Origin of the sequence: Salsuginibacillus halophilus (assembly GCF_003014715.1) — a bacterium.
Lineage (GTDB): Bacteria > Bacillota > Bacilli > Bacillales > Marinococcaceae > Salsuginibacillus > Salsuginibacillus halophilus.
On sequence record NZ_PYAV01000006.1, the window covers coordinates 149,610 to 176,470 of the forward strand.

Below are 26,861 nucleotides of genomic sequence, written 5' to 3' on the forward strand. Positions count from 1 at the left end.
TCCTTAACCCCTTCTTTGTTTTGCGTCCGCCGCACGCCTGAGCGCTTGACCGACGTTATTTATACTCAGCATCAATACAAGAATAAGTATTGATGCAGGTACCCAGATCCACCAACGTTCCTCTAAGGTCGTTGGGTTTGTTGCGTAACTGATCAATGTGCCAAGGCTTGGTGTTTCTTCTGGAAAACCGAAGCCAAGAAAGCTTAAGCCGGATTCAATCCCAATATTTGCTGCTAGATTAAGTGTCATCGTAACGATAATGATCGAGCTTAAATTTGGCATCAGCTGGGTGAAAATGATTTTTAAATGGGACGAACCTAAGGTGCGAGATGCTTTTATATAATCCAGCTCGCGCTCCCGTAATGCTTTGGAGCGTATGATCCTGGCGATCCCCATCCATAAAAACATGGACATAATAAAGATAAATGACCAAACGGTGTACTGCGGAACAATAACGATGAATACGATAACGATCAAAAGCGTCGGCAAGACAAAAAAGAAATCAACAATCCGCATAATGATGTTATCCACTGTGTTACCAAAGTAGCCCGCAACAACCCCTAAAATGATCCCGATCATTCCACTGACGGCTGTTACACCAATACCGACAGTTAAAGAGTTTCTCGTGCCAATAATGAGCTGCCCGAATACATCCCGTCCTCCATAATCTGTTCCAAGCCAAAACTCGGAGGAAGGTGGTTCATGAATAGCAAACAAATCCACTCGCACAATTTCTTCTTGTGAAAGAAACAGCGGGACGAGATATACGATCATCATAATAGAAACCACTAAAAGTAATGAAAATAACGCTACTTTATCCCGTAGTACTTCTGTTAATAATATGCGCCAACCCGGAGGACTTTTGCCGGCATCCATATCCTGCGGGTCTGCCATAGTTTCTGCTTGTTGAGACTGCTCCACAGGCTCACCTCCTTTATGCCTTTACTTGATTCGAATCCGTGGATCAACAATACTCATGATGATATCGGACAAGAGCGCACCGAGGATGGCTGCAACACCAAACAACATGACAATCGCGGTAACCACCGGGAAGTCCCGGACTTGAATGGATTCAAGGAAAAGCTGCCCCATACCCGGATAACTGAAAATTTGCTCCACAAAGATGGAACCGCCAATTAAAGTGGTTACTTCATAACCAAAAACTGCAGCGATCGGGAGTAATGAGTTTCGAAAGATATGATTCGTATAAACTTTCGGTTCAGGTACCCCTTTGGCGCGTGCTGTAGAAATAAATTCTTTCTGCTTTGTTTCAATAACTTCACTCCGCAAGTACTGTACCGTTGTCACCGTGCCGATCAGCGCCAGAGAAAGCGCCGGCAGAAGCAGGTGATATACTTTACTTGTGAAGAAATCCCAACCTGTAAGCCCTGGATCAACACTGCCGCCTGTTGGGAACCAGCCGAGCTGAAAACCGAAAATAAAGAGCATTACAAGAGCGAAAATAAATAATGGTGCAGCAAAACCTATGTACGTATAACCTGTGATTAAGCGGTCTGCAATCGTATCATTCCAGCGTCCGCTGATAAGACCAAGCGGCAGAGCCAGCATATAAACAAAAATAAGAGCAGCAACGCCCAGCCAGATGGAGTTAACCATCCGATGCCAGATTAAATCAGAAACAGGCACTGAGTGTGTAAACGAGTGTCCAAAATCACCTTGAACAACGGAGCCGACCCAATTCAAGTACTGGGTATGCCAAGGCTCATTTAAGCCTAGATCTTCACGTATCTGCTCCTGCTGCTCTGGCGAAACGTTCGGGTCCATCGCCAAACTTGACGTTACATCTCCAGGCATTAACTGTGCCAGAATAAAAACGATCATGCTTAATAGCACAAGCTGCGGAAACATGATGATAATACGCCTTACAATAAACTTCCACATTTGCTTCGTTCACCTCCTCATGGCAGAGCTGCGTAATGGGTCGAGCTGACTTGTTTTAAATCAAAGACGCCGCCATGCTCATCAAAAAATTCTGCCTTTTTATTGTCGTACTCTTTTTTCACTTCCCGGCGGAAATCGGTCTGGTGCTTTCGATTGGCCGGGTCAATATCCGGAATGGCAGCCACAAGACGTTTCGTATAAATGTGCTGTGGGTTGTCATAAACATCTTCAGCCGAACCTTCTTCCACAAACCGACCGTTATACATAATCCCGATCCGGTTGCACATATGCCGAACCACCCCGAGGTCATGACTAATAAAGATATAAGTTAAATCAAGCTCACGCTGTATTTCTTTCATAAAGTTCAAGACTTGTGCCTGCACAGACACATCTAAAGCTGAAACCGGCTCATCAGCGATAATCAACTTCGGCTGAAGCGCCAGCGCCCGTGCTACACCGAGACGCTGCTTCTGCCCGCCGGAAAATTCATGCGGATATTTATGCATCGACTCCGGACTTAGACCAACGAGCTCTAGCAGTTCTTGAATGCGCCTGCGCTCATCATCTTTCGTCCTTTTCTCGAAATTACGAATCGGCTCTGCGATAATATCATTCACCCGCTTCTTTGGGTTCAACGAAGAGTATGGATCTTGAAACACCATTTGAATATCCTTATAGTACTCTCTTCGGTCTTGGCGCTTGAGCTGATTCAGCTTTTGACCTTCAAAAGTTACTTCACCTGCAGTAGGAGACTCCAAACCGATAATTGCCCGCCCTGAAGTTGATTTGCCTGAGCCGGATTCACCTACAAGGCCGTATGTTTCTCCGCGCTCAAGCTCCATCGTTATACCATCGACTGCGCGGACAACATCTATTTTTCGGCGGAGAATGCCGCCTCGAATGGGATAATGGACTTTTAAGTTATTCACGGTGAGCAGCGACATCCTTCTCTGCCTCCTCTTCTGGAAAGTAAAAGTGTTTGTAGCATGTACAACGAACATAGTGACCATCAGCAACCTCCCGGAGCTCCGGGTTTTCTTCATGTGTGTCATCAGCCATCCACGGAATCCGTGCTTTAAAGCGGCAGCCGGTGCGCGGCATTTTCGGAAGCGATGGAACCACACCTTGAATAACGTGCAGCATATCCTTTTCATCCTGGGTAGAAGGTACAGAACTTAACAACGAACGCGTATATGGATGCTTAGGCTGCTTAAACAACGACATGACATCTGCAAGCTCCACAACTTGGCCGGCGTACATGACCGCCACCCGGTCTGCCATTTCCGCAACAACACCGAGGTCATGGGTAATTAAAATAATGCCTGAATCTTTCTCTTCTTTTAGTTCATTTAATAGATCTAGAATTTGCGACTGGATTGTTGCATCCAAAGCAGTCGTCGGTTCGTCTGCAATAAGAAGCGATGGATCACACGAGATTGCGATTGCAATGACGACTCGTTGGCGCATCCCGCCTGAAAGCTCATGCGGATATTGATTCATCACTTTATCCGCCCGCGGAATTCCAACTTCGTTTAATAAATGTAGGGCACGCTCATTTTGTTGCTTTGCAGAAAAGTTTGTGTGTAAATCCAACGCTTCAGTAATTTGATCTTTAATCGTTTTCAATGGATTTAAAGCCGTTAACGGTTCCTGAAAAATCATCCCCATATCTTTGCCGCGTACTTTATTTAACTCCGAAGTGGAGAGATGATTAACATCCTTACCGTTTAAACGGATCGACCCTTCGATTTTTGTTTTATGGCTGTTATGCAGACCCATAATCGAAAAAGCGAGTGCGCTCTTCCCAGATCCTGATTCACCTACAATCGCTAAAACTTCATTACGCTCTACATTTAAAGAGACGCCGTCCACCGCAGCATAATACGAGTCACCAACACGAAAAGATGTTTGAACGTTATCAATTTCTAGTAAGGATCGATCGGACATAAATATCACCTTTTACGTTAAAATCTTGTACTGATAAAAAACAAAAAATTGTTACTATTTAGACGATTTTTAAGGTACGCCACTATTTAATGACTGCAACTTGCCGCTAGATAACCCTCAATTCTGAAAATTTATGCGATAAGAGTTAACGTTACGAAATAAATGTCATTATGCTAAAAATAAAACGAAATTATTAGCATATTTGGAATAAGTTTATGTATTTATTAGATTTTCACATAGTGTAGGACAATTTTATAATTTTCGCAATACAAATATGAAAAATTTTTAATAGTTTTTTCTTTCTTTTTCCATATAAGCTGTATTCTACTATGACGCTGGTTGCAAACGTTGTAATCTTTCGTCGTTCTATTACAATGCATTAGAATGAACGGTCATTCACTATAATCATAAATGATGCAGGTTATACCGCCAATACTTTTTTCAAAATTAGACAATTTAATTTCAATCTTATTTGAGCCATAAACATAAAAGGTTTTACTACAAAGTTTAATATCGGATGGGAAAGTGGCTAAAAAATTTTTATAAACCCCTTGAAAGTCAAAGAAGGTCAGACTATAATAGAGTTAACATTAGTCAAAGATAGTCAAAGTCAAACTGTGAATATAAGATGTATCGAAACGACAAACGTGTGCCATGCAATTTACAAAACAAACACTTAAAGGAGGAAACACTTATGATTCGTTGTGAAAACTGTAAACAGCGACAAGCTCGTATCGAGCTCCATATGAAGGTGAATAACGAACAACAGCGCATGCATTTATGTGAAAACTGCTATCGCCATGTGCACAATCAAATGAAACAGCCATCTGGATTTAGTGGTCATGGTCAGTTTGATGAAATCATGAATTCAATGATGGGTGGTGGTGCAGAGATGCAGCAAGGTCAACAAACCGAAGATAGCGGACAACAGCAGAGCCTGCTTGAAGAACTCGGGCGTAACTTGTCTGATGCTGCTAGTGCAGGTGCGATTGACCCGGTGATTGGCCGTGCTGATGAAGTTGAGCGCGTTATTGAAACACTCAACCGCCGCAATAAAAACAACCCGGTACTGATTGGTGAACCTGGTGTAGGTAAGACCGCCATCGCTGAAGGTCTTGCCCTCCGAATTCACGAAGGCCAAGTACCAAATAAGCTGAAAAACAAGAAGATCTACTTGCTCGATGTTACTTCCCTTGTAGCAAACACCGGGGTGCGCGGGCAGTTTGAAGAGCGTATGAAGCAGTTGATTCAAGAGCTTCAAGACCAAGAAGATACCATCGTATTTATTGATGAAGTGCATCAAATTGTAAACGCCGGTGCTGCTGAGGGCTCTTCCGGCGCAGGCGATATGTTAAAACCTGCGCTTGCCCGTGGAGAAATCCAAGTGATCGGTGCAACCACACTTGCTGAATACCGCAAAATTGAAAAAGATGCTGCTCTCGAGCGTCGTTTGCAGCCGGTAATGGTGGACGAGCCTAACACTGAAGATGCAGTAGAGATATTGAAAGGCCTGCAGCCAAACTATGAAGCATATCATAACGTCCGCTTCACTGAAGATGCACTCCGTGCTTGTGTCGCGCTGTCCGATCGTTATGTACAGGACCGCTTTCTACCGGACAAAGCCATTGACTTAATGGATGAAGCCGGATCAAAGCTCAACCTGCTTCATACAAAAGATCAAGACAGCGATATTCAAAGCCGGATTGAACAGATTCAAGCAGCCAAGGAACGCGCAACCCAGCAGGAAGACTACGAACAAGCTGCCAAACTTCGTGATGAAGAAGCTCAACTGCAGCAAAAGCTTGAAGAAAACAAACAAGGCACTTCTGATCAAGAAGAGGAAGCTGTCGTTGATACGGAGCATATCCAAGAAATTCTTGAAAATAAAACCGGCATTCCAGTCCGCCGCCTGCAGGCAGATGAGCAAAAGAAAATGCGCGATCTGCCGGAGCGCTTAAACGCAAGCGTCATCGGCCAGAATGAAGCTGTTACGAAAGTTTCGAAGGCAATTCGCCGCAACCGTGCCGGCCTTCGCCGCGGCACCCGTCCAATCGGCTCTTTCTTGTTCGTCGGACCTACTGGTGTCGGTAAGACGGAGCTTTCTAAGCAGCTTGCTGAAGAAATGTTCGGTGACGGCGAAGCGATGATCCGCTTCGACATGAGTGAATATATGGAAAAACACTCCGTTTCTAAGTTGATTGGTTCCCCTCCAGGATATGTTGGACATGAAGAAGCTGGTCAGCTGACAGAGCGGGTGCGGCGCAAACCGTACAGCATTATTCTGCTTGATGAAATTGAAAAAGCACATCCAGATGTGCAGCATATGTTTCTACAAATTATGGAGGACGGTCGACTCACCGACAGCCAAGGCCGTACCGTAAGCTTTAAGGATACCGTGATTATCATGACTTCAAATGCCGGCGCCGGCATGAAAAAAGTTTCTGTCGGATTCGGAAGCGACGAGGACAACGCCCCGAAAATTACGGAAACATTAAGCGACGATTTTAAACCGGAGTTTTTAAACCGTTTCGACGGTATCGTAGAATTTAAAGAATTAAGTCGTGAAAACTTGCTACAGATTGTCGATTTAATGCTCGAGGATATTTATCAAGCTGCTGAAGACGAAGGCCTTAAAGTTCACGTCAATGATGAAGCAAAACAGAAGCTTGCTGAACTTGGTTATGACCCAGCCTTTGGTGCCCGTCCGCTTCGGCGCGTCATCGAGGAACATGTGGAAGATGGTATTGCCGACTTCATGCTCGAAGAAGACAACTTGAAAAACCTTCACATTACTGTAAAAGACGATGCCATCGCTGTCGAAAAAGCGTAAGCACGAAACAAAGCCTCATTGACCGGTTTTCACACCGTTCAATGAGGCTTTTTTATAACGCTTCAATTTCTGCTTGAATCTTTTCGAGCAGCACCTCATCCTGCAGACCGGTAACAGCTGAGATCACTTCAAATGCCGGCTCACGATGCAATCGCTCTGTAATCAGCTGGCTTTCTTCATCTTCAGCATCATTGTAGAGCAGCGCATAAGCAATGGTTCTTTGTAAATGTGGTGCCTCAATCCCTGCTTCGTGCAGCTGCACATAAGGAGAAATCAACCGTTCCTCTTTTCCTAACTTACGCATCGGCTGCCGCCCGACCCGGGTAATTTGATCATTTAATTCCGGGGTTTGAAAACGGCCGCGGATCTTTTGATGATAAGTCTTAAGCTCGTCATGATCAAAATCGTATAAATGCTGAAGCAGCGTACCTGTTTCTTCTAAAACGCCGGCAAAAACAGCAGCAGATCTGCTGTTTTCAAGTGCTCCCATAATCGTTGTTTCACCGTGATACGCGCCTGCATAAGCAAGGGCAGCATGGCCGGTATTTACTGTGAACATTTTTCGTTGAATAAACGGCAGAAGTTCCGCCACGTACGTAACATTTGGAAGTGTTCCACTAGTCTCCTTACGCTTCATATCCGGCGTCTCAATCACCCATTCGAAAAAGGGCTCCACTAAAACATCCAAGACATTTTTCTTTTCCGGCTGCGGGGGTACAATCCGATCTACTGCAGCATTTGGAAACCCAATCACTTGTTCAGCAGCTGCTTTGTTTTCAAGGTTTAAATGCATTTGCACATGAGATTTCAATGCCTCACTACCGCCCACCATATTCTCACACGCTACTATATCAAGTGGAGGGCGTGACTGTTCGAGACGAAGTTCAACACCGGCGGCGATATGAGCCGCAATGTGCGGCAGAACATTCGGCCCTACTGCAGTTGTTACAATGTCCGCCTCCGCAACAGCTTGTTCAACTTCCCTCGGCTTTTCTGCACTGTGAAGTCCATCAACATTCTCTACCCGAAAGTTTGGCCGCCCTTGTTCAGCATACATAATCTCATAGGCGCCATCTTCGTTTAACGCTTGGATCACATCCGCATTAATATCAACAAAAGTGATCGAAAAGCCGGCTTCAGTTAATACTTCGGCAACGAAACCACGACCGATATTGCCGGCACCAAAATGAACAGCACGCATCAGGCAGTCACCTCATCAAAGTGGCTGAGCAGTTCTTCAGCAGTCGTTGAAGCAAGAATCGCTTCCATATCATCATCTTCAGAACATGTTACCGCAATGCTTGATAAAATGTCCAAATGCTCATCACCTAACGCCGCAATTCCGATGACTAAATAAACGTCTTCTCCATCCCAATCCACCGGCTCATGAAATAGCAGAAAGGATAAACCAGTCGCTTGAATTTCAGACTTTGCCTCTTCTGTTCCGTGCGGGATCGCTAAACCGTTGCCCATAAATGTTGAAGTCAGTTCTTCACGTTCCTGCATCTTCTCCACGTAACCTTCGGCGACGTATCCTTCGTTCTGTAAAAGCCGGCCTGCTTCTTTAATGGCTTCAGTTTTTGACATCGTACTCAAGCCTGTACGTACCATTGCTGGTGTTACAATTTCACTCATATCTATTCGCTCCTCATTCTTCAAGTTGTTCGATCAAGTAAGACCGAAACCGACGTTCTAATAAATGATACAATGTTTCTTCTTGTCCGGTTTCAAACAGTCGTACCTGCTCCTCGTTTTCAATAATTAATGTACTAATAAAGCTCATTAATTCCGGCCCGTATTCATGCCAGACTTTAGGTGCAAGCATGACAAGTAAGCGATTTACTTTCGCAGGCTGCCTATCCATACCTTCAAGCTCAAGCGGCTCTTGTAAGTCATACACCGTAAATACCGGCTCATCGACGTGCGCACTGCGTGTATGAAACAAAGCCACATTTGTACCAGGTATAGCAAGTCCCCCAATCTCCTGCCGTGCAAGCAGCTCCTTTTGTACCTGGCCTGCCTGCTGAACACTCCCTTTCACTTCCTGGCGGCGGCAGATTTCACAAAGCACATCTGCTAAAGCGGACGAGGCCGGCGCCAGCTCGACAGTGAAGTTTTTTAATATTGTTTGAATGGCAGCACTTAACTGTTCCACGCCAGCCATATCAGCTGCACGCTTTTTCCTTGACTCTGTCTCTTTTAAAACAGCAGTTGGCTGTTCCTCTGTACTTTTTTGCACCGCTTCGTGAATGCGCACTGCTTCTTCCTCTGATAAAAAAGGCGTTACTACAAAAGCTTTCTTTGCATGCTTTAACGGCACAGTAGAGACGACAAGGTCTGCATGCGGCACATTTCCCTGCTCGATCTCAAGTACTGAAGCTAACGATACCTTCCCGATTTCCGGGATTTCCTGCTGCAATCGGGCAGCAAGCATCTTCGACGTACCAAGACCACTGGAGCAGACGACTAAAGCGTGCAGCTTCTGCTGTGGCTTTATCCGTTCCATCGCGGGCCAGATATGCATAACTAAAAAGCCGATTTCTTCAGGAGGAAGTGCTGTTGAAAATGCTTCAGGGCCGTGACGTGCAACACTTTCATACAGCGCAGGGTATTGATCTTGAATGGTTTCTAGCATCGGATTATAGATACTCATTCCTTGTTGAATACGATAGAGCGCCGGTTTTATATGGGTCAGCAGGTCATTGTGTAAGGTGCGGTCTTTCATTAACGGCACTTGCCATTCAGCTTCGATGTGCTGTAAAAAAGAATTTATTTTACGTCGGAGGACCAACGTCTGCTCTTCTTCACTAAATGCTGCTTCCACTTGCTTTGCGCCGAGCAGGTGCATCGTCACGTAAGCTGCTTCTGCTTTCGGCATTTGAAGGTTTAAGCGTTGTTCAAGCTGCTGTGAAATCACCTGCGCCGTTTCATACTCTTTTTGATGCGAGAGCTCTAAGAACGCAGCATCATCAATATCGATCTTTTCTCCTTGCTGTATGCGGGCAACAGCTAAACCGAGGTGAATTATTAATCCGGCGTAAGAAGCATCTGTGATCGATTCCTGCTGCATTTTTTGAGCTTCCCGGAGACTGTAGAGCACTTCCTTCAATACCTCAGGCTTTATAACGTGGAGCAGCTGGGCAGCAGCTGGGTAGAAAGCATCTTCCTCATCCGTCCACTCCTCCAGCCACAATAGCAACGCTTCCTCACTGCCTTGCGCAGCTAAAAGCTTGCGCAGCGCATACCGTTTTTTCACTTCAGAGCCTTCAACGATAATACCGTACCCCCGCCGGCGGGTTAAAGCTAAATCGTGATCAAGCAGCTGGCTTTCAAGTTTATTTAAGTCACTGCTGACTGTAGCAATGGTTACCCCAAGCTCTTTTGCCAGCGAATAAAGCTTAATTGGTTCATGTGCCTGCAAAAGACGCTGCAGTAAATTATCCATGCGTTCATCCCGAGAATACTCCACCGGCTCGTGTTTATTTAACTCCTGCTGCAACTTGTTAATGTTTTCAGCTTCACCAGCAATCTGTAAGCCTGAATTACTCTGCTTATTAAGCTCAAGCTGAAATGAACTTAATGTGTCTTCAACGCCGGGGAGATCACGGTGAATCGTGCGGACACTTACTTGCAGCCGATCCGCAAGCTCTTTCACTTTGATCCCTTCTTGAGAAGCTAGCAAAAACGACAACATCTGCCGTTCGCGGGCGGACAAGTACATGTGCATCACCCAGCTCCCTGTAAGTTATTTATTCTCCTTAATTTCTTCCACAATTTCATCATAACGTTCACTTTTCATAAAGTTTTCTACTGAAACGTGATGTTTATCCGGCTGCTGTTGTTCAGCGCGCTCAGTTAAATCTTGATGCGTCACAATCAAATCTGCATCATCCGGAATTTGTGAAATTGAAGTGTTGATCACTTCAACATCCAGTCCAGCCTGCTTTACTTTTTTACGAAGAACTGACGCCCCCATCGCCGATGATCCCATACCGGCATCACATGCAAATACAATTTTTTCTACATCCGCTAACGAACTTACATCTTCACGCGTCTGTGATCGTAAATGTTCAGCAGCACTGCTTTCTTTCCCTTTCATCGCTTCCATTTTCGTTGTTGCTTCATCCAGGTTTTCCTCATTTGTCCCTGTCGTTTTTAAGATGACTGCCGAAATTAGAAAAGATACAGCTGTCGCTACGAAAATACCTGCCATTACACCAAAATGATCGCCCTGCGGCGTCATAAGCGCATAAGCTATAATGCTTCCTGGCGATGGTACTGCAGCCAGCCCTACATCAAAAATAACGAAAGTGAACACGCCACTCATGCCGCCGCCGATCACAGCAAGCAAAAGCATCGGCTTCATCAAGATGTAAGGAAAATAAATTTCATGAATACCACCAACAAAATGAATGACTGATGCACCAGCTGCCGAGCCTTTCGCGAGCTTTGAACCGAAAACGATAAATGCAAGCAGCACACCAAGACCCGGTCCAGGGTTGGTTTCAAGCATAAACAAAATTGAACTTCCCATTTCAGAAGCTTCAGAGGCACCGAGTGGACTTAAAATACCGTGATTAATCGCATTGTTTAAAAACAAGACTTTTGCCGGCTCGATAATAATGCTGGTTAAAGGTAACAAACCAAGGTTAACTAACCACTGAACACCAGCGGCGAGCGTATTCGTTAAACCGCTTACGACGGGACCTACAGCTGCATTCCCGAACAATGCGAGGAAAAGGCCTAGAAAACCTCCGGTAAAGTTGTTGATCAACATTTCAAAACCTGATGGGATTTTATCTTCAAAGAATTTATCGATTAATTTCATAAGATAACCGCCAAGTGGACCCATCACCATGGCACCAAGAAACATCGGGATATCTGCCCCGACAATAACACCCATGACGGCTGTTGCACCGATCACACCCCCGCGCAGTCCGTGAACCATCCGACCACCTGTAAAAGCAATTAAAATCGGGAGAAGGTAGTTAATCATCGGATCAACCAGCTGGGCGAACCCTTCATTTGGCAGCCAGCCATCCTCAATAAATAAAGCTGTTATAAACCCCCATGCAATAAAAGCTGCAATGTTAGGCATAATCATACCGCTTAAATAACTACCTAACGTCTGCACTTTTGCCTTAAAACCGCCTGACTTTTGCTCCGTTGCTTCAGCGCTCATCAATACGTCCCCTTTCGTTTCTTGTTAATTTCATAATAAAGCGCTGTCACAACTGTCTCAATGAAAGGTAATCACAATTTCGTCACACCTTTTTATGACAAAACTATAAAAACGTATAAACGACCAAAAAAGACCGCCCTGGTTAGGACGGTCTAATACTGTCGATAAAGTACAAAAGCTAAAATCTACGCAAAGATTACAGCCCAAGCTCCGCGAGCTGTCCTATTAAGAGGATAAAATCGAACAATGAACGTAACCAACACTACCGACGGACGCTTTCCCGAGGGCTTGCCTTCAGCTAACTTGTTCGAATCATTTCCATTTGAACAAGTGGATCTTCAGGCTGCGCTTGATCCTCTGGGAGTCGCCGTCTTTCGTTTCGGTTACTCTTCAATTTACATAATGTAATTATTTCCAAGTTATATGGTTCGTTTTGATCGCTCATGAAGCGTCATGCTGAAATTGATTCATGTAGATGTTGCTTGATCAAAGTGATCTCTACCATCCTGACATTTATAAAGAAAACTTCCTCGCTTCGCCTTGTAGCTCTTCTGCCATACGTGCGAGCGTATTTGCTGCTGCTGTAATCTCTTCCATCGAAGCCATCTGTTCTTCGGCTGAAGCTGCAACACTTTGAGCGTAACTTGCCGATGATTCAGCTACCTGTCCCGATTCCTGCATAGCATCATCGAGCTGCGTTGTGCCTTGAGCCATTTCCTGGATTTCAGAACGCACATCCGCTACCTGGCTTGTCACATCCGCCACTGCTTTTGAAATGGCGTTAAACTCACCGCCTGCTTCATTGACAAATGTGATGCCATCATTAACGGACTGCTGACCTTCTGACATTGCCTGCTCTGAATATGCAACGCTTGCTTGAATATCTTGAACAAGCTCACTGATTTCCCCGGCAGATGCGTTTGATTGCTCAGCAAGCTTTCGGACTTCACCAGCAACAACGGCAAAACCTTTTCCACTTTCGCCCGCGCGAGCCGCCTCAATGGCTGCGTTTAACGCAAGCAGGTTCGTCTGTTCTGCAATGTTTGTAATTAAAGAAATAATGTCATCAACTCGCTTGGATTTCTGCCTTAAGTCTTCGATTGAAGCAGAAATATCTTCAGTTTTACCGTGGATCGTCTGCATTTGCTGCACAGCTTGATGCACGACACCGCTTCCGCTTTCTGCCCGCTTTTCCGTTTGTTGTACAGCTTCACTCACACCATTCATCTGGTTTTCTACATGAGTCATGCCTTCATTAAAACGGCTGACAAGCTCTTTTGAAGATTGAACGCTTGAAAGCTGCGTATCAGCACCATTTGCTACTTCTTGAATGGACTCTGTAATTTGATTGGTTGCTTTAGACGTTTCATCAGCACTACTTGAAAGCTGTTCAGAAGAAGCTGCAACTTGTTCAGCATTTTCATTCACTGTACCGATGATACCTTTCAAATTCTCGGTCATTTCACGAAAAGCTGCGTTTAATTCACCGACTTCATCTTTATTTTTGATATGTTGCTGCTCAACTTGTAAGTTTCCTTGAGCCAGGTGTCGTGCCGACCCTGCAAGTGCTGCAATCGGACGTGAAATACTGTTGGAAAGAAGAATGCCAATAATAATTGCGATGAGTAGTGCACCAACGCCGATTGCCATTACAATAACAGCTGCATTGGAAGCTTGTTGTTCTGTCGCTTCAGCTTCAGATGCAACAAGATCGCTTAAGTATGCGTTTAGTTCCTGCACGTCTGTCCGCATTTCACGACCAAGTGGAATGACTTCACCCATGGCATAATCAATGGCTTCTTCTCCATCCATATCAAGCGCCGCAACAGCTGTATCATAATAAGCTTCGTTTGCAGCTTCAAGTTCTGCAATCCATTCGTCTGTTTCTTCATTAAAGCTTAAAAACACAGCACGTTCTAGTTCTCCTGTCACGCTTTCATGTGCGTCGCCAAGGTTTTCAAGCTGTTCTTCTTCATCCGTTAATAAGTATCCTCGCAAATTACTGCTGCGTTGTGCAACATAAGTCCCGATATCGCTTCCCGTATCATGTAGTTCATCAATTTCTTCAATTAAATAGTCATATGAATTCGTGGTGACCTGCAAACTAATAATAGCTGTAATGATTGCAATGGCAAATACTGCACTTAAGCCAATAAAGCCTGCCAGCAGTTTTTTTCGAAGTGTAACTTTCAATTCCGCAAAACCCTCCTTTTGGATTACATATAAAATATAAAATCAAAAAACGTACAAAATTCCTAGTAAAAATAGTTTACTCCTAACTTAGGAGAATTGCAACTGAAATTGATTATCACGCAAAAACCTTGTAAATTATTTGAGTAGCTTTTGTATAATAAAGGAAATGAACCTTCAACTTGTATATTGAAAGGTAGTATTTTGAAAGGTGATTTCATAAGTATCGTTTAAGCACGGTTTTCCGGCTATTGGAGGGACAAGCGTTAAGCATTGTTAACGAGTAATTTTTCTTCTTTATTTTGTAAAAAATATCATAGGATCTATTTGACTCCTCCTTCCTTCACTTTACACTGAGGAGGCTGGAGGCGTATGATCAATGAGACTGGGATTCGTCGTTTTAAGCAGGAGATAAGGAGTTTCGATATATGGAATGGAAAAACATACCTAGAGGGATTGTAATGGGGATCGGTGATTTGATTCCCGGAGTCAGCGGTGGGACGATGGCGGTTGTGCTCGGCATTTACGATCGTCTAATTTTATCAATTAATCAACTTTTTACACGTTTTGCCTTACGTTCATTATTATTTATTGGACCACTTGCCTTAGGCATGCTTTTGGCGATTTTTTCTTTCAGCCAAGTGTTTAATTACTTAAACAACAATCACCCAGTACCTACGATGTTTTTCTTTCTTGGTTTAATTGTAGGAGTTATTCCATTTTTACTACGTCATGTGGGGGCTCGTGAGCACTTTACATTCCGTCATTACGCGCTGCTTCTCGGAGGCGCCGCATTTTTAGCTTTCGTCCTTCCGAATCCTGCAGAAGGCGGTGATGGTCCTGTGCTCACCTCCCTTGGCATGCAGGAATACGCACTGCTGTTTTTCGGCGGCTGGATTGCAAGCTCAGCAATGATCATCCCAGGCTTCAGCGGATCGTTAATGTTTATGATTCTCGGTATATACTGGACAATCATTGAAGCTGTAGCTTCGTTTAATTTCACAGTCATCGCGGTTGTCGGTGTTGGTGTACTGATCGGGATTGGAATCATGAGTAAAATTATTCATTTCTTTTTACACCATTATCACTTTGCTACTTACGCACTGTTAATCGGTTTTGTGATCGGCTCGATATTTTTAATGTTCCCTGGATGGGCAGATGACCCTTTCAGCATCGGGATCAGCCTGCTTACCTTTTTAGCTGGATTAATTGCCGCTGGGCTGCTTGGAAGGATTGAACATTCCTCTTAAAAATGAAACTCCCCCTCTTTGGTATTTCACGTGAAACACCAAAGAGGGGGAGTTTTTTCGTTGTTTCACGTGGAACATCACTTACAAATCTGCATCATTCAACGCTCTTAACGCCTCGCGCATAGCAATAGTTCCATGAAAAGCATCATGTAAATGCGTAAACTCTTCTGGCGTATGACTTTTACCTGCAACACTTGGTACAAAAATCATACCGGCATTCGTATATTTTCCAAAGTTCATTGCATCATGGGCCGCACCACTAATCACAGGCATATGTGAAATGCCTGCGCTCTCAGCACCGGTGCGCACGGCTTGCTGTACTTTTTCCGGAACGAGGACCGGTGCAACGCGCAGCTGTTCATGCCAGTTCATTTGAAGGCCTCGGCGCTCTGCAATTTCATATGCCTTTTGACGCGCCGCATCGATCACTGCATCGCGGGCACTTTCTGAAACATCACGTATGTCAAGAACCGCATCAGCTTGACCGGCAATGACATTTGATCCATTCGGATGAAGCTGTACTTTCCCAATCGTAGCCACAGCCGTATCATTTTGTGCTGCTGGTAGTTTCTCAAGTTCAAGAGCGAGCTCGCTTAATGCAGCAAAAGCATCACGACGGTCTGTCATCGGCGTATTGCCGGCATGATCGGTTTCGCCATAAAAACTACATTCATGCCAGGACGGTCCGGCAATACCAGAAACCACCCCGACAGGTTTTTTTGCCTGCTCAAGCGTTGTGCCTTGTTCTATATGAAGCTCCAAAAAGGCTTTTATATGTTCCGGCGGATAAAAGCTTTCTGCCATACCGTTTAGTGTAAACCCTTGTGAATCCATCGCTTCTTGCAGCGTAACTCCGTCTTCATCCAAAGCATGGCGCACTTCTGCTTCTGTCACTTCACCGAGCATCACCCGACTGCCGAACAACCCATTACCAAAACGGGTACCTTCTTCATCCACCATGACGACAAGCTCTACCGGCTGTGAAAATGTAAATCCTTCTGCAAGCAGACTCTCGAGCGCCATTAAAGAACTTAAACAGCCGAGCGCACCGTCAAACGCACCACCGTCCGGCACTGTATCTAAATGTGAGCCGGTCATGAGAACAGGGCCATCTGTTTTTCCTTCAATCCGTCCAAACATATTTCCAACATCATCTTCACGTACAGACATTCCGGTATTTTCCATCCAGCTTCGGAATAATGCTTTCGCCTGCTTCTCCTCATTTGTATAGACGAACCGTGATATGCCGCCATTCTCCGTCCAGCCGATTTCGGCTAACTTGGCAATCCGGTCTGCAAGCTGTTTTGGATCAAGATTTTCATCATCCTGACACTGCTTGTATGTTTCTTCTAAACGTGCCTGGCTGAATGTCATTGTCATTAACATGGTCCCCTTTCAAGATACGAAAATGCACCCGCGATTCATACCGGGTGCGCTGCTTGTAAATAGAAGTTATGCTTTTAAAACACCGATCACAAATAAGATCCAGCCGGCAATAAACGCCACGCCGCCAATCGGTGTCACCGCCCCGAGCCACGTCTGCCCGGTCAGCGCCATTGTATAGAGGCTTCCAGCAAAAAATATAATGCCGAACATCATAACACCGCCGGCCCATGCAAATAACGCAGAACCTCCCATATACAACGCAGCAAATCCTACAGCAAGGATGCCTGCTGCATGAAACATATGGTACTGCACACCTGTTTGGTAATTTTCAATCATACGCTCACTAATCCGGCCTTCAAGCCCGTGAGCACCAAATGCTCCAATACCTACAACGATCGCAGCATTAATTGCACCTAAAATAAGCAGCAATTTTGCCATGTCCATCACCTGCTTTCGTTAAAACTCGAGTAAATTGCCTTCAGCCTTAGGAACTTCTGCACGTTGTGGCGCAGGCGCCGGCTGTGACTGTACAGGCGGCTGTGGTGCTGGTTGAAACTGCGAAGGCTGTATTTGCTGCTGTGGGGCTTCTTCTTGCAAAAGCTCACAGTACAGCTGTAACTGCTTTGCCTTTTCACGGGCGGTTTGATCGTCACTCACTTGTACCGCCTGCTCGAGGGAAGCAAGTTCTCGTTTCATATAATCAACAACGCGGGCTGCAGGAATTTCCATGCGCAGTATCCTCCTTCTTTCTAACACTACGTTCTACTATAGCGCATCATTGCACTTCTTGCCAAAGGCAAACCGTTGACATAACAAAAAACCGGGAATACTCCCGGTTTCCAGATTGTAGACAAACTTTAAAAAAGCGGAGTTCACCTCGCTTTTCAGCGGACGCTTGCCTCGGATACGGCCTCAACTTCCTCGGCAGAAGATCACTACCTGCGGGATTCTCTCATTCGTTGTTCTGCTTAGGCATCGCCGCCGATGATCGTCAGCCTTGCGTTATTTGATGGTCATGAATTGCAGAAATGTTTTTTTATCAAGCGATATCTACATGAATAAATGTCATCACTCGTTATAAGAGGATAAAATCGAACAATGAACGTAACCTTCACTCTCAGACGGGCGCTTTCCCGAGGGCTTGGCTTCAGCTAACTTGTTCGTTTTATTGCTGATGAAACGTCATTACAAAATCGGCTCACATAGGTGAAAACGCCAAATCTTAAGATCATTCTTTAAACAAGACAGGCGTTGTAAAGCCGTAATGACAACCGTAATACAGTCACCTTGAAGAGGGACTGCTTTCGCAAACGAATCGTCTTAAGCTTCAACTATACATCACGATGGTTTTGTATTTACGCTCAATTCCTTTAGACACCACTGGGAAGACGCCGCAATGAACAGGTTTTTCACGCGCAAGCTGATACGCTATCCGGCGGCAAAGCAGACACGACGAAATGAAGCGTAAGCGCTGATTGAGTCGATGTCGCATTTGTGCCATTAGTGAAAGCGAGTATATCTTCTGGGACAGCCCCTTTCTCTCTCTACTACTGCTTTTGTGATAACTGTAAAAACTGCTCAACGTCTTCCAAAAGCGGGGCAGCTGCTTCTTTCCAAAATTCCTTTTTCGTAATATCAGCATGCAGATGCTTCCAGGCGAGCTCTTCCACCGGCATCGATGCTGTATCACGCAAAAGCGCAATATACTGATCTTCAAATGCTGGTCCTTCTTCCTTGGCTCGTTGATAAATCCCAAGGCTGAACAAGTAGCCAAACGTGTACGGGAAGTTATAAAACGGCACGCCGGTCATATGAAAGTGCAGCTTAGAGGACCAGAACGTTGGACTGTAAGACGCAAGCTGACCACAGTACGCTTCCTCTTGTGCTTCCTGCATTAAATGATTCAACTGATCTGCTGTGAGCCAGCCGTTTTTGCGCTGTTCATAAAACCGCTTTTCAAATAAGAAACGAGCGTGCAGATTCATAAAGAACGCAAGACCCCGGCTGATTTTTGTGTTCAACAGCGCAAGTTTTTCAGCTTCATTTTCTGCCTCATTTACTGCAGATTCAGCCACGATTTGTTCAGCAAACGTTGAAGCTGTTTCAGCTACGTTCATGGCGTAACGGGTAGAGAAATAAGACACCCCCTGCATTGCTTCCTGATGATACGCGTGACCAAGCTCATGAGCAAGGGTCTGTACATTGGATGGTGTGCCACCGTAGGTCATAAAGATGCGCGTTTCACCTGTTTCCGGAAAGCGTGTGCAAAAACCGCCAGGGCGTTTACCAGGGCGATCTTCTGCTTCGATCCAATGATTTTCAAAAGCATGCTTTGTAAAATCAGCAAGTTTTGGACTTACTTCACGAAACTGCGCGGTAATCGCTTCTGCCGCTTCATCAAATGGAACGATTTGTTCGATTTCGCCAAGCGGCGCATGTACATCATGCCAGGCAAGCGCATCGACCCCAATTAAACGTGCTTTTTCATCCATAAACGGCAGTAACTTCGGCTTCAGCTCTTCAATTGCCTCCCACATCGCATCAAGGGTTTTTTCTTCCATTCGGTTAATCATTAACGGCTCTTTTAAAACGTTCGTCCAGCCCCGCTTTTCATATAAATTTAAACGAAAGCCAGCAAGGTGGTTTAAGGTTTCTGCAAATACACTCCCCTGCTCGTCCCATGCTTCTTCCCAAGCTTTATGCATGTTTTCTCGTACGGTACGGTCACTTGTCTCCATTTGATTTTGAGCTTGACCGACGGAAAGATTTTCACCATTCCAAGGAATCTTCATCCGGCCAACCAAGGTGTTATACATTTCACTCCATCCGGCGTAACCATCCTGGGCCAAGGATGATGCAAGCTGTTCAGCTTCAGCATCCATTTTCTCTTTCGCTTTTGTCCGCTGCTCTTCAAGCGGAAAAGTTAAACCAGCAGTATCGGGATGTTCAAGCACGGCCTGCCATGTACGATCGTCCATTTGTAAAATTTGCGCTTCCATCGTCGTTATAAGCGCACTTATTTTCGTACTCGTTTGCTTTAGAGAAGCCTGCCACTGTTTTGCGTATTCATCATTCACGTCAGCACTAATGACAGCGTTCACAAATGAGCGCGCTTCCTCGAGTTTTGATGCAGCGCGCTGCAGTTTGAGATAAGAAGCGGTCCAGTCCCCTGCCTCCTCTGGCGATGCTGGTGTACCGTGTGTCTGTATGTCTGTTTCAAGTTGGTTGAGTTCTGTACGCAGCTGTTCCACAAAAGTTTGCAATTCTGCTGACGTGCTTCCACCTGAGAATATCGGCTCTAAATCCCACGTTAATGAAGTTGATTTGATCACTTATATCCACTCCTTTATTTCGTAACACTAAACAAAACGAGCATATCACGAAGTTCAGGCTTGCGAAAGGTATATGTAAAATATTTCTGAAATTTTTGAGTCGCTATTGCACTTGTTTAGTGAAAGCAGGTCCTTTTCCCGAACTTGTTAAGTCAGGGGTATCTGGTGGAAGGACCTAAAAAAACGCCTGCACCAGCTTACTGGTACAGGCGTCTTCGGATGTTAATCCATATCTTCACGGTAAATATAATACTTTGACCCGAACGACTTCGGCATATCTTCTTTAATTGCTTTTGTAAAGGAGAAGGCAAGCATCGTCATAATAAATATGAGCGGAAAGCCTGCAACAATACTTGCGGTTTGCAGGGTATCAAGCGTTCCTCCACCGATTAACAATAACACCATAGACGGCAGTGCCATAACAACTGCCCAGAATAGACGGTTCCAACGCTCCGGCTCATCATCGATATAGTTTTGACATACCGATGCAAGAATATAGGAACCAGAGTCAAATGTTGTTGCCAAAAAGATGATCGCAAGGACAACAAAGATCCCGACAAAAACTGGACTTAACGGCATTTGGGCAACCGTACCAATGATTGCAGCTTCCGTACCTACATTGTTCAGCGTATCAACCGGTGAGTACTGACCGGTAAGCTCAAGATACAAACCGAAGTTACCAAGAATTCCGAAGTACAACAAACAGCCGATCGTGCCATAAACGAGCGTGCCTAGTACCATCTCGCGAATTGTCCGTCCCTTAGAGATACGTGCAACGAACAAACCGACAAACGGTGCGTACACAAGCCACCATGCCCAATAAAAAATGGTCCAGGCTTCTGGGAATCCTGTTGATTCAAAGTTGGCAAAGTCTTTGAATGGTTCTGTCCACATCGCCATTTGAAAGAAGTTATCGAGCAGTCGACCAACGCTGTTTACCATTGTATCCGTAATAAAAAGCGTCGGTCCAACAACGAGAATGAAACCTAGCAAAATGAACGAAAGCCATAAGTTAATGTTACTTAAATGACGGATCCCGCGGCGCAGCCCGGTATAAGAACTAATTGCGAAAATGGCTGTACAACCGAGCAGGACGATGACATAAAGGCCCATACCTGGCTCAATTCCGGTAAAGTAGGAAACCCCTTCACCGATGAGTGGGGTTGCAAGACCCATCGTCGTACCCGCACCACCAAGCAAACCAATCATAAATAATACATCAACAAGTTTACCTACCGGTCCATCTGTGTATCCTTTTAAAATCGGGCGGCACGCCTCACTTACTTTAAGGACAGAGCGGCGGCGCACATAGAAGAAGTATGCAATTGGCAGGGCCGGCAAACAGTAAATCGCCCAGGCAATTGGTCCCCAGTGGAATAAGCCGTAAGTAGTCGCCCACTCAATAGCTTCATTTGAACCAGGTTCAGCACCAAACGGCGGTCCTTGATAATAAAATGCCCATTCGATTGTGCCCCAGTAAAGAACGCTTGAGCCAATCCCTGCTGCAAACAACATGCCTGCCCAGGTGAGCGTGTTAAATTCCGGTTTAGACTCTTTACTTCCAAGAACGATTCGTCCATATCGGCTGAAAGCAATATAAAGTAGAAATACAAGTAACACCATACCAATGAGTAAATAGAGGTTACCAAATGATTCGGTCACAAAGGTATTGGCCGCTGTAACCATTTCATCCCCAAAGTCCGGGAACAAAACGAGCGGCACGGCAACGCTGAATAACACGAGAAGCGCTCCGATAAACGTCGGCCAATCCATAATTTTTCGGTCCATGAATATCTCCCTTCACGTGAATAGCTTATTTGCACATCAAAACGATACCACCTGGACGGTTTTGTAACAACACAGCCCAGCCATTACTGTAAAGCTTCATACCTACTCACACTTTCAAATTCGTCCTCAACTCAAATATAGACATAAATTTCCGCTTCTTTCGCCGTTATCTGACTATTTTCGTCACTTTGTGAATTTTGAAAGCTTTTTTTAGTTGCAAGTTTACCGTCCAGATGGTACAGTAATACTCAATGAGCAGATTAATTTTTGAGGAGGATTCTTAAATGAATAAAAATATTATTGTTACAGCTGCACTGACAGGTGCCGGAGAAACCCGTCAAAAAAACGAACACGTTCCTGTAACCCCAAAAGAAATTGCAGATGATGCAATCGCAGTCGCTAAAGCCGGAGCAAGCATTGCTCACATCCATGCACGTGACCCGGAAACCGGTGGCATCAGTCACGACCCTGCCGTTTACCAAGAAATTGTTGAACGCGTACGTGAAAGTGATACAGACATTATCATTAACATGACAGCCGGTGGCGGCGGTGACTGGGTACCGGGCAAAGATAACCCTGCAAACGGGGGTGAAGGTACTGACTTACAAACGCCTGAAGAACGGCATGCCCCAGTTGGTCAACTCCTTCCCGAAATTTGTACATTGGACTGTGGCAGTTTAAATTTCGGTGATCAAGTGTATTTAAACCCTGAAAACTGGCTGCGTGAACAAGCACGGCTTGTGCAGGCAAGTGGCGTAAAACCAGAACTCGAATGCTTTGATACGGGTCAAATACGTCTTGCCAAACAGCTTGTGCATGAAGGATTAATTGATGACCGTCCTTTGTTTCAATTCTGTTTAGGCATCCCTTGGGGCGCAGAGGCAGATGCAAAAACGATGATGCTCATGAAAGATCACCTGCCGGAAGGCGCTGACTGGGCAGCATTTGGTATTGGACGCCACCAGTTCCCAATGGCTGTTCAATCAGCACTGCTCGGTGGTCACGTACGCGTTGGTTTAGAAGATAACCTCTACCTGCGTAAAGGGGTACTCGCCTCCAATGTCGATTTAGTTGACCACATCGTAAATCAAATCCAAGGACTCGGGGCAGAACCAATGTCTCCACAAGCTACGCGGGAGCACTTAAATCTGCGCCGGCCGGAAGGAGTCCGGTAATGATGCAGCACACGATCTCAAAAGCCGCGGTAGTCGGCACAGGTGTTATCGGTAACGGTTGGATCGCCCGCTGCCTTGCACAAGGAATTCAAGTAACGGCTTTTGATCCGGCACCAGAGGCAGAAGCAAAAACCCGCGAAGCTGTTGCACGCGCATGGCCTTATTTAGAAAAACAAGGGATGCATCCAGAAGCTTCAATAGAAAACTTAACATTTGCACCTACCCTTGCTGAAGCAGTGGCAGGTGCACCTTTTATCCAAGAAAACGTACCGGAGCGTGAAGCTTTAAAAGGTGGTGTGCTGAAAGAAATTGCAGAAGCAGCCGATGACGATGCCGTGATTGGTTCAAGTACCTCCGGCTTGAAACCTTCGACGCTGCAGGCTTACTGCACCGGGCCAGAGCGCTTTGTCGTTGCACATCCGTTTAATCCTGTGTACCTTCTCCCCCTTGTTGAAGTAGTGCCTGGTGAGGCGACTTCTACACATAGTGTGGAAAAAGCACAGGCAATTTATGAGCAGTTAAACATGAAACCTCTCGTTGTACGTAAAGAAATTGAAGGACACATTGCTGACAGACTCATTGAAGCCTTGTGGCGTGAGTCCCTCCACTTAGTGAATGACGGCATTGCCACAACAGAAGAAGTGGATACTGCATTTATTTATGGAGCCGGTATGCGCTATGCTTTAATGGGGCCATTTCTCACGTTCCACCTTGCCGGAGGTGAAGGTGGTATGGGACACATGCTGAAACAGTTCGGCCCAGCGCTTGAACTGCCGTGGACAAAGCTTAAAGCGCCTGAGCTGACAGATGCTTTGGCAGACCAAGTCATTCAAGGTTGTGAGTCACAAACAGAAGGAATTTCTATCACAGATCTCGAAGATCGAAGAGATGAATTTTTACTTCGGTTAAATGAGCTCTTGGAGGAATTTTGGCCAGGGGCAAATGTTTCTAAAGGACCGCTTTAAAACGAACTCCAAACTTTTGTTAAAAAGAAAGGAAGAGGCATGATGGGCAACGCTTTATATACACGCACTGTTCCAAACAGCTGGACAGATTACAATGGACATATGAACGATGCAGCGTATGCAGCTGCTTTCAGTCATGCCGGCGAAGCATTAATCGAACGGATCGGCCTTGATGCTGACGGTCGTTCACGCCACGGCTACACAATTTTTACGTTGGAAACGCATATTGTTTATTTAAATGAGGTACATGAAGAAGAAGAGATTTCAATTTCCGTTCAATTTCTTGATTACGATCAAAAGCGGCTCCATCTTTTTTACACAATGTACAACGCCTCAGGTGAACGCGCAGCTGTTAGTGAACAAATGTTTATGGGTATGGATACCGCTACAGAACACCCTGCACCCTTTCCTGAACCGGTATATGCCGAAGTGGAAATGCTGGCTGCTTCAGACAAAAATCTAGAACGCCCGCATGAAGCCGGCCGCACCATCGGAATCCGCCGTAAAGGGTAGTTAGAAAGGAGGAAGATGATGCCAAAACCAAGTAAGCAGCACGCGATCCTTCGAGCCGCTGCCCGTGTGGTTGAAGAAAAAGGAGTGATGCATTTAACATTAGATGCCGTCGCTAAAGAAGCCGGGGTGAGTAAAGGCGGTCTGCTTTATCACTTTCCAACAAAGGAAGCGCTTGTTGAAGGCATGGTCAAGCAGATTTCTGCAATGTATCAAGAAGAAGCCGCCAAGTTTGTTGAAGAAGATGAAGATACAGCCGGCGCTTGGACACGGGCCTACATTCATGAAACATTTCGTCAAACTGAAGAAGAAAAAGAGATGAATGCGGGGATGCTCGCTGCAATCGCTGTAAATCCTGAATTGCTGAATCCTGTGCGGAATTCATATAAACGCTGGCGTGAACGGATCGCCGAAGATGGTATCGATGAAACTGAGGCAACGATCGCGCTGCTAGCGTCAGATGGATTATGGCTGACCGAGCTTTTTGGCTTAGTGCCGCTAGATGATGAGCAAAGAGAAAAAATCTATGAAACTTTACGTGAACGAACAATATCGGAGCACCATAAAACGTAAAAAAGCTCGTTACGGCATCCATATACGGACGCTGTAACGAGCTTTTTCATGAAAAATTAAAATTAGTCGTGCTGATCCTCTAATGCCGTGTAGCCGTATGCTTCAATTTTAGGGAAGTTATCTTGATCTACCACCCATAAAATATCGTCTCCGTCTTTCACGACCATTTGATCATGTTTGCAAGCGTTTCTCGCTTCCGTTTCATCTGTAAACTTCTGCGCTGGAATTTGCACATCTCCAATAATAATCATGACCATCACCTCCATCTAACGGGTTTGTTTCCCTGTATTTTTTGGCGTTAAACCCCTTCACTACTGCTCGTAATCGAAGGTATCAGGATGCGGACCAAAGCGGCGGTCTTCATGAAGCTGATCCAGACGTGCCATATCCGCTGGTGTCAGTTCAAAGTCAAACACATCGATATTTTTTTGGATTCGTTTCGGCGTAACAGACTTTGGAATCGTGACGAGACCATGCTGTAAATGCCAGCGCAAAAGGACTTGCGCCGGATCTTTACGAACGCCGGAAGCAATTTCCCGCACGACGTCATGTTCGAGCAGCTCACCTTGCGTGAGCGGACGCCATGACTGCATTTGAATGTTGTTTTCCTGACAGTAGTCAAGGAGCTCTTTTTGAAATAACAGCGGGTGAAACTCCACTTGGTTCAGCATAGGCATTGTGTTCGCTGTTTCTTTAAGTTCCTCAAGATGATGCTTTTGAAAATTGCTGACACCAATCGCCCGTACGTGACCATCTTGATACAACTTTTCTAGGGCGCGCCACGTTTCCTGAAACTTACCAGGCACCGGCCAGTGAATCATGTACATATCTAAAACTTCAAGTCCTAGGCGCTGCCGGCTGCGCTCAAATGCCGCGAGTGTTTCTTCGTATCCTTGTTCATCATTCCAAACTTTTGAAGCGACTGTAATATCCTCGCGTGGGATTTCTGCTTCATGCAGCGCTTCACCAACACCTGTCTCATTTCCGTAAACTGAAGCTGTATCAATCCCGCGGTAACCAGCTTCAAGCGCTGTATGCACAGCTTGTTTCACTTCACTTCCGTCTTCGGCTTTATATACGCCAAGACCCATCGTTGGAAACTGAACACCGTTTGCCAACGTAACAAAACGCTCATTACTCATCATGATTCCTCCTTTTGCTCCGGCAGCTCCCAAGTAATAGGGGTGCGGTTTTGCTGCTGTAAAAATTGATTGGCGCGTGAAAAAGGACGGCTTCCAAAAAAACCACGATGCGCTGAAAACGGGCTCGGATGCGGAGATTCAATGATGAGGTGGTGATCATGTTGAATGAGTGCTTTTTTCGCTTGGGCCTGTTTGCCCCAAAGTATAAACACCACCGGCTCCGGCTTCGCATCAATCTGACGGATCACTTCATTGGTTAAGTGTTCCCATCCAATACCTTGATGCGATCCAGGCGTTTTAGCCCGCACAGTAAGTACTGTATTTAACAGCAGTACCCCCTGTTTTGCCCATGCGGTTAAGTTTCCGTGTGACGGGATTTCAACCCCTAGGTCTTGTGACATCTCTTTAAAGATATTCACTAATGAAGGCGGGGGCTTGATCCCGTGCTGTACAGAGAAGCTTAAGCCATGAGCCTGACCGAAACCGTGATACGGGTCTTGTCCAAGTATGACGACTTTTACGTCTTGATAGCTCGTATAATTCAGCGCATTAAAAATATCGTACATGTCCGGATAAATCGTCTGCTCCTGATATTCCTGCTTTAATTGTTCACGGAGCTTTTGATAATACGGTTTCTCAAACTCTTCACCAATTACACTCATCCAGTCATTTGGTAACACTTTCAAGCC

Annotated in this window: 23 protein-coding genes; 6 read left to right on the forward strand and 17 right to left on the reverse strand. The window is 45.4% G+C overall.

What is annotated here, in order from left to right:
- Nucleotides 1–3: 3 nt before the first annotated feature.
- From B0H94_RS07030 to B0H94_RS07045, 4 genes are read right to left on the reverse strand one after another with little or no spacing between them, the layout of a single operon-like run.
- Entirely contained in the window at nt 4–894 is an 891-nt protein-coding gene (locus tag B0H94_RS07030) for an ABC transporter permease (protein WP_106588645.1), read from the reverse strand.
- Between the two features lie 48 nt (nt 895–942).
- Nucleotides 943–1,902 (reverse strand): oligopeptide ABC transporter permease, encoded by a 960-nt coding sequence (opp4B, locus tag B0H94_RS07035; protein ID WP_106588555.1) that lies wholly within the window; start codon nt 1,900–1,902, stop codon nt 943–945.
- A 17-nt stretch (nt 1,903–1,919) separates the two neighbouring features.
- A complete protein-coding gene (locus tag B0H94_RS07040) occupies nt 1,920–2,846 on the reverse strand; it encodes an ABC transporter ATP-binding protein (RefSeq protein WP_106588556.1) in 927 nt (308 codons plus the stop codon).
- A complete protein-coding gene (locus tag B0H94_RS07045) occupies nt 2,824–3,849 on the reverse strand; it encodes an ABC transporter ATP-binding protein (protein ID WP_106588557.1) in 1,026 nt (341 codons plus the stop codon). The genes B0H94_RS07040 and B0H94_RS07045 overlap by 23 nt, the downstream gene beginning before the upstream one ends.
- A gap of 697 nt (nt 3,850–4,546) precedes the next feature.
- Here B0H94_RS07045 and B0H94_RS07050 point away from each other — a divergent pair.
- Nucleotides 4,547–6,679, forward strand: coding sequence for an ATP-dependent Clp protease ATP-binding subunit (locus B0H94_RS07050; RefSeq protein WP_106588646.1), 2,133 nt, complete (start codon nt 4,547–4,549; stop codon nt 6,677–6,679).
- Between the two features lie 52 nt (nt 6,680–6,731).
- On the opposite strand, the gene B0H94_RS07055 is transcribed toward B0H94_RS07050, so the two are convergent.
- From B0H94_RS07055 to B0H94_RS07075, 5 genes are all read right to left on the reverse strand, one after another.
- Nucleotides 6,732–7,880, reverse strand: coding sequence for a mannitol-1-phosphate 5-dehydrogenase (locus B0H94_RS07055; RefSeq protein ID WP_106588558.1), 1,149 nt, complete (start codon nt 7,878–7,880; stop codon nt 6,732–6,734).
- Complete coding sequence (locus B0H94_RS07060) at nt 7,880–8,314, reverse strand: PTS mannitol transporter subunit IIA (protein ID WP_106588559.1); 435 nt, start codon at nt 8,312–8,314, stop codon at nt 7,880–7,882. Before B0H94_RS07060 ends, B0H94_RS07055 begins: the two co-directional genes overlap by 1 nt.
- A gap of 13 nt (nt 8,315–8,327) precedes the next feature.
- The gene (locus tag B0H94_RS07065) at nt 8,328–10,406 is read right to left on the reverse strand and encodes a BglG family transcription antiterminator (RefSeq protein ID WP_106588560.1); all 2,079 of its coding nucleotides are present in this window, start codon (nt 10,404–10,406) and stop codon (nt 8,328–8,330) included.
- Between the two features lie 18 nt (nt 10,407–10,424).
- Complete coding sequence (locus B0H94_RS07070) at nt 10,425–11,861, reverse strand: PTS mannitol transporter subunit IIBC (protein ID WP_106588561.1); 1,437 nt, start codon at nt 11,859–11,861, stop codon at nt 10,425–10,427.
- A gap of 513 nt (nt 11,862–12,374) precedes the next feature.
- Nucleotides 12,375–14,054 carry a methyl-accepting chemotaxis protein gene (locus tag B0H94_RS07075; RefSeq protein ID WP_106588562.1) on the reverse strand — a complete coding sequence of 560 codons (1,680 nt, stop codon included), beginning with the start codon at nt 14,052–14,054 and terminating at the stop codon, nt 12,375–12,377.
- A 425-nt stretch (nt 14,055–14,479) separates the two neighbouring features.
- Between B0H94_RS07075 and B0H94_RS07080 the strand changes: the two genes are divergently transcribed.
- Entirely contained in the window at nt 14,480–15,301 is an 822-nt protein-coding gene (locus tag B0H94_RS07080) for a DUF368 domain-containing protein (protein WP_106588563.1), read from the forward strand.
- A gap of 81 nt (nt 15,302–15,382) precedes the next feature.
- On the opposite strand, the gene B0H94_RS07085 is transcribed toward B0H94_RS07080, so the two are convergent.
- The 5 genes from B0H94_RS07085 to B0H94_RS07105 all read right to left on the reverse strand — a co-directional run bounded on the left by B0H94_RS07085 (nt 15,383) and on the right by B0H94_RS07105 (nt 21,807).
- Nucleotides 15,383–16,681: a Zn-dependent hydrolase gene (locus B0H94_RS07085; protein WP_245893928.1), complete on the reverse strand. Its 1,299-nt coding sequence runs from the start codon at nt 16,679–16,681 to the stop codon at nt 15,383–15,385.
- 72 nt (nt 16,682–16,753) lie between these two features.
- Nucleotides 16,754–17,125, reverse strand: coding sequence for a DUF423 domain-containing protein (locus B0H94_RS07090; RefSeq protein WP_106588564.1), 372 nt, complete (start codon nt 17,123–17,125; stop codon nt 16,754–16,756).
- A gap of 18 nt (nt 17,126–17,143) precedes the next feature.
- Nucleotides 17,144–17,416, reverse strand: a complete 273-nt coding sequence (locus tag B0H94_RS07095; RefSeq protein ID WP_106588565.1) for a DUF5327 family protein — start codon at nt 17,414–17,416, stop codon at nt 17,144–17,146.
- A gap of 818 nt (nt 17,417–18,234) precedes the next feature.
- Nucleotides 18,235–20,019 carry a M3 family oligoendopeptidase gene (locus B0H94_RS07100; protein WP_106588566.1) on the reverse strand — a complete coding sequence of 595 codons (1,785 nt, stop codon included), beginning with the start codon at nt 20,017–20,019 and terminating at the stop codon, nt 18,235–18,237.
- A gap of 222 nt (nt 20,020–20,241) precedes the next feature.
- Entirely contained in the window at nt 20,242–21,807 is a 1,566-nt protein-coding gene (locus tag B0H94_RS07105) for a BCCT family transporter (protein ID WP_106588567.1), read from the reverse strand.
- A gap of 284 nt (nt 21,808–22,091) precedes the next feature.
- Here B0H94_RS07105 and B0H94_RS07110 point away from each other — a divergent pair, with 284 nt between their 5' ends.
- Genes B0H94_RS07110 through B0H94_RS07125 form a run of 4 tightly spaced genes read left to right on the forward strand, consistent with a single transcriptional unit; the run spans nt 22,092 to nt 25,030 of the window.
- Nucleotides 22,092–22,982, forward strand: a complete 891-nt coding sequence (locus B0H94_RS07110; protein WP_106588568.1) for a beta-keto acid cleavage family enzyme — start codon at nt 22,092–22,094, stop codon at nt 22,980–22,982.
- Complete coding sequence (locus B0H94_RS07115) at nt 22,982–23,947, forward strand: 3-hydroxyacyl-CoA dehydrogenase NAD-binding domain-containing protein (protein ID WP_106588569.1); 966 nt, start codon at nt 22,982–22,984, stop codon at nt 23,945–23,947. Before B0H94_RS07110 ends, B0H94_RS07115 begins: the two co-directional genes overlap by 1 nt.
- A 42-nt stretch (nt 23,948–23,989) precedes the next feature.
- Nucleotides 23,990–24,460, forward strand: coding sequence for a thioesterase family protein (locus B0H94_RS07120; RefSeq protein ID WP_345789035.1), 471 nt, complete (start codon nt 23,990–23,992; stop codon nt 24,458–24,460).
- 18 nt (nt 24,461–24,478) lie between these two features.
- Entirely contained in the window at nt 24,479–25,030 is a 552-nt protein-coding gene (locus tag B0H94_RS07125; RefSeq protein WP_106588571.1) for a TetR/AcrR family transcriptional regulator, read from the forward strand.
- Nucleotides 25,031–25,092: 62 nt separating this feature from the next.
- Here B0H94_RS07125 and B0H94_RS07130 read toward each other — a convergent pair whose 3' ends face one another.
- The 3 genes from B0H94_RS07130 to B0H94_RS07140 are packed head-to-tail and all read right to left on the reverse strand — an operon-like array spanning nt 25,093 to nt 26,858.
- Complete coding sequence (locus B0H94_RS07130) at nt 25,093–25,281, reverse strand: hypothetical protein (RefSeq protein WP_106588572.1); 189 nt, start codon at nt 25,279–25,281, stop codon at nt 25,093–25,095.
- A gap of 60 nt (nt 25,282–25,341) precedes the next feature.
- On the reverse strand, nt 25,342–26,175 hold the full coding sequence (locus B0H94_RS07135) for an aldo/keto reductase (RefSeq protein WP_245893929.1): 834 nt from the start codon (nt 26,173–26,175) through the stop codon (nt 25,342–25,344).
- Nucleotides 26,172–26,858, reverse strand: a complete 687-nt coding sequence (locus B0H94_RS07140) for a uracil-DNA glycosylase (protein WP_106588574.1) — start codon at nt 26,856–26,858, stop codon at nt 26,172–26,174. The genes B0H94_RS07135 and B0H94_RS07140 overlap by 4 nt, the downstream gene beginning before the upstream one ends.
- Between the last annotated feature and the right edge of the window lie 3 nt (nt 26,859–26,861).

Excerpts from the sequence above, each read along its gene's own strand:
- B0H94_RS07135 (WP_245893929.1), bottom strand. The coding sequence starts at position 26,175 with ATGATGAGTAATGAGCGTTTTGTTACGTTGGCAAACGGTGTTCAGTTT.
- B0H94_RS07095 (WP_106588565.1), bottom strand. The coding sequence starts at position 17,416 with ATGGAAATTCCTGCAGCCCGCGTTGTTGATTATATGAAACGAGAACTT.
- B0H94_RS07070 (WP_106588561.1), bottom strand. The coding sequence starts at position 11,861 with ATGAGCGCTGAAGCAACGGAGCAAAAGTCAGGCGGTTTTAAGGCAAAA.
- opp4B (WP_106588555.1), bottom strand. The coding sequence starts at position 1,902 with ATGTGGAAGTTTATTGTAAGGCGTATTATCATCATGTTTCCGCAGCTT.
- B0H94_RS07030 (WP_106588645.1), bottom strand. The coding sequence starts at position 894 with ATGGCAGACCCGCAGGATATGGATGCCGGCAAAAGTCCTCCGGGTTGG.
- B0H94_RS07080 (WP_106588563.1), top strand. The coding sequence starts at position 14,480 with ATGGAATGGAAAAACATACCTAGAGGGATTGTAATGGGGATCGGTGAT.
- B0H94_RS07045 (WP_106588557.1), bottom strand. The coding sequence starts at position 3,849 with ATGTCCGATCGATCCTTACTAGAAATTGATAACGTTCAAACATCTTTT.
- B0H94_RS07065 (WP_106588560.1), bottom strand. The coding sequence starts at position 10,406 with ATGCACATGTACTTGTCCGCCCGCGAACGGCAGATGTTGTCGTTTTTG.
- B0H94_RS07120 (WP_345789035.1), top strand. The coding sequence starts at position 23,990 with ATGGGCAACGCTTTATATACACGCACTGTTCCAAACAGCTGGACAGAT.
- B0H94_RS07090 (WP_106588564.1), bottom strand. The coding sequence starts at position 17,125 with ATGGCAAAATTGCTGCTTATTTTAGGTGCAATTAATGCTGCGATCGTT.
- B0H94_RS07055 (WP_106588558.1), bottom strand. The coding sequence starts at position 7,880 with ATGCGTGCTGTTCATTTTGGTGCCGGCAATATCGGTCGTGGTTTCGTT.
- B0H94_RS07085 (WP_245893928.1), bottom strand. The coding sequence starts at position 16,681 with ATGACAATGACATTCAGCCAGGCACGTTTAGAAGAAACATACAAGCAG.
- B0H94_RS07040 (WP_106588556.1), bottom strand. The coding sequence starts at position 2,846 with ATGTCGCTGCTCACCGTGAATAACTTAAAAGTCCATTATCCCATTCGA.
- B0H94_RS07125 (WP_106588571.1), top strand. The coding sequence starts at position 24,479 with ATGCCAAAACCAAGTAAGCAGCACGCGATCCTTCGAGCCGCTGCCCGT.
- B0H94_RS07110 (WP_106588568.1), top strand. The coding sequence starts at position 22,092 with ATGAATAAAAATATTATTGTTACAGCTGCACTGACAGGTGCCGGAGAA.
- B0H94_RS07060 (WP_106588559.1), bottom strand. The coding sequence starts at position 8,314 with ATGAGTGAAATTGTAACACCAGCAATGGTACGTACAGGCTTGAGTACG.
- B0H94_RS07115 (WP_106588569.1), top strand. The coding sequence starts at position 22,982 with ATGATGCAGCACACGATCTCAAAAGCCGCGGTAGTCGGCACAGGTGTT.
- B0H94_RS07105 (WP_106588567.1), bottom strand. The coding sequence starts at position 21,807 with ATGGACCGAAAAATTATGGATTGGCCGACGTTTATCGGAGCGCTTCTC.
- B0H94_RS07130 (WP_106588572.1), bottom strand. The coding sequence starts at position 25,281 with ATGATTATTATTGGAGATGTGCAAATTCCAGCGCAGAAGTTTACAGAT.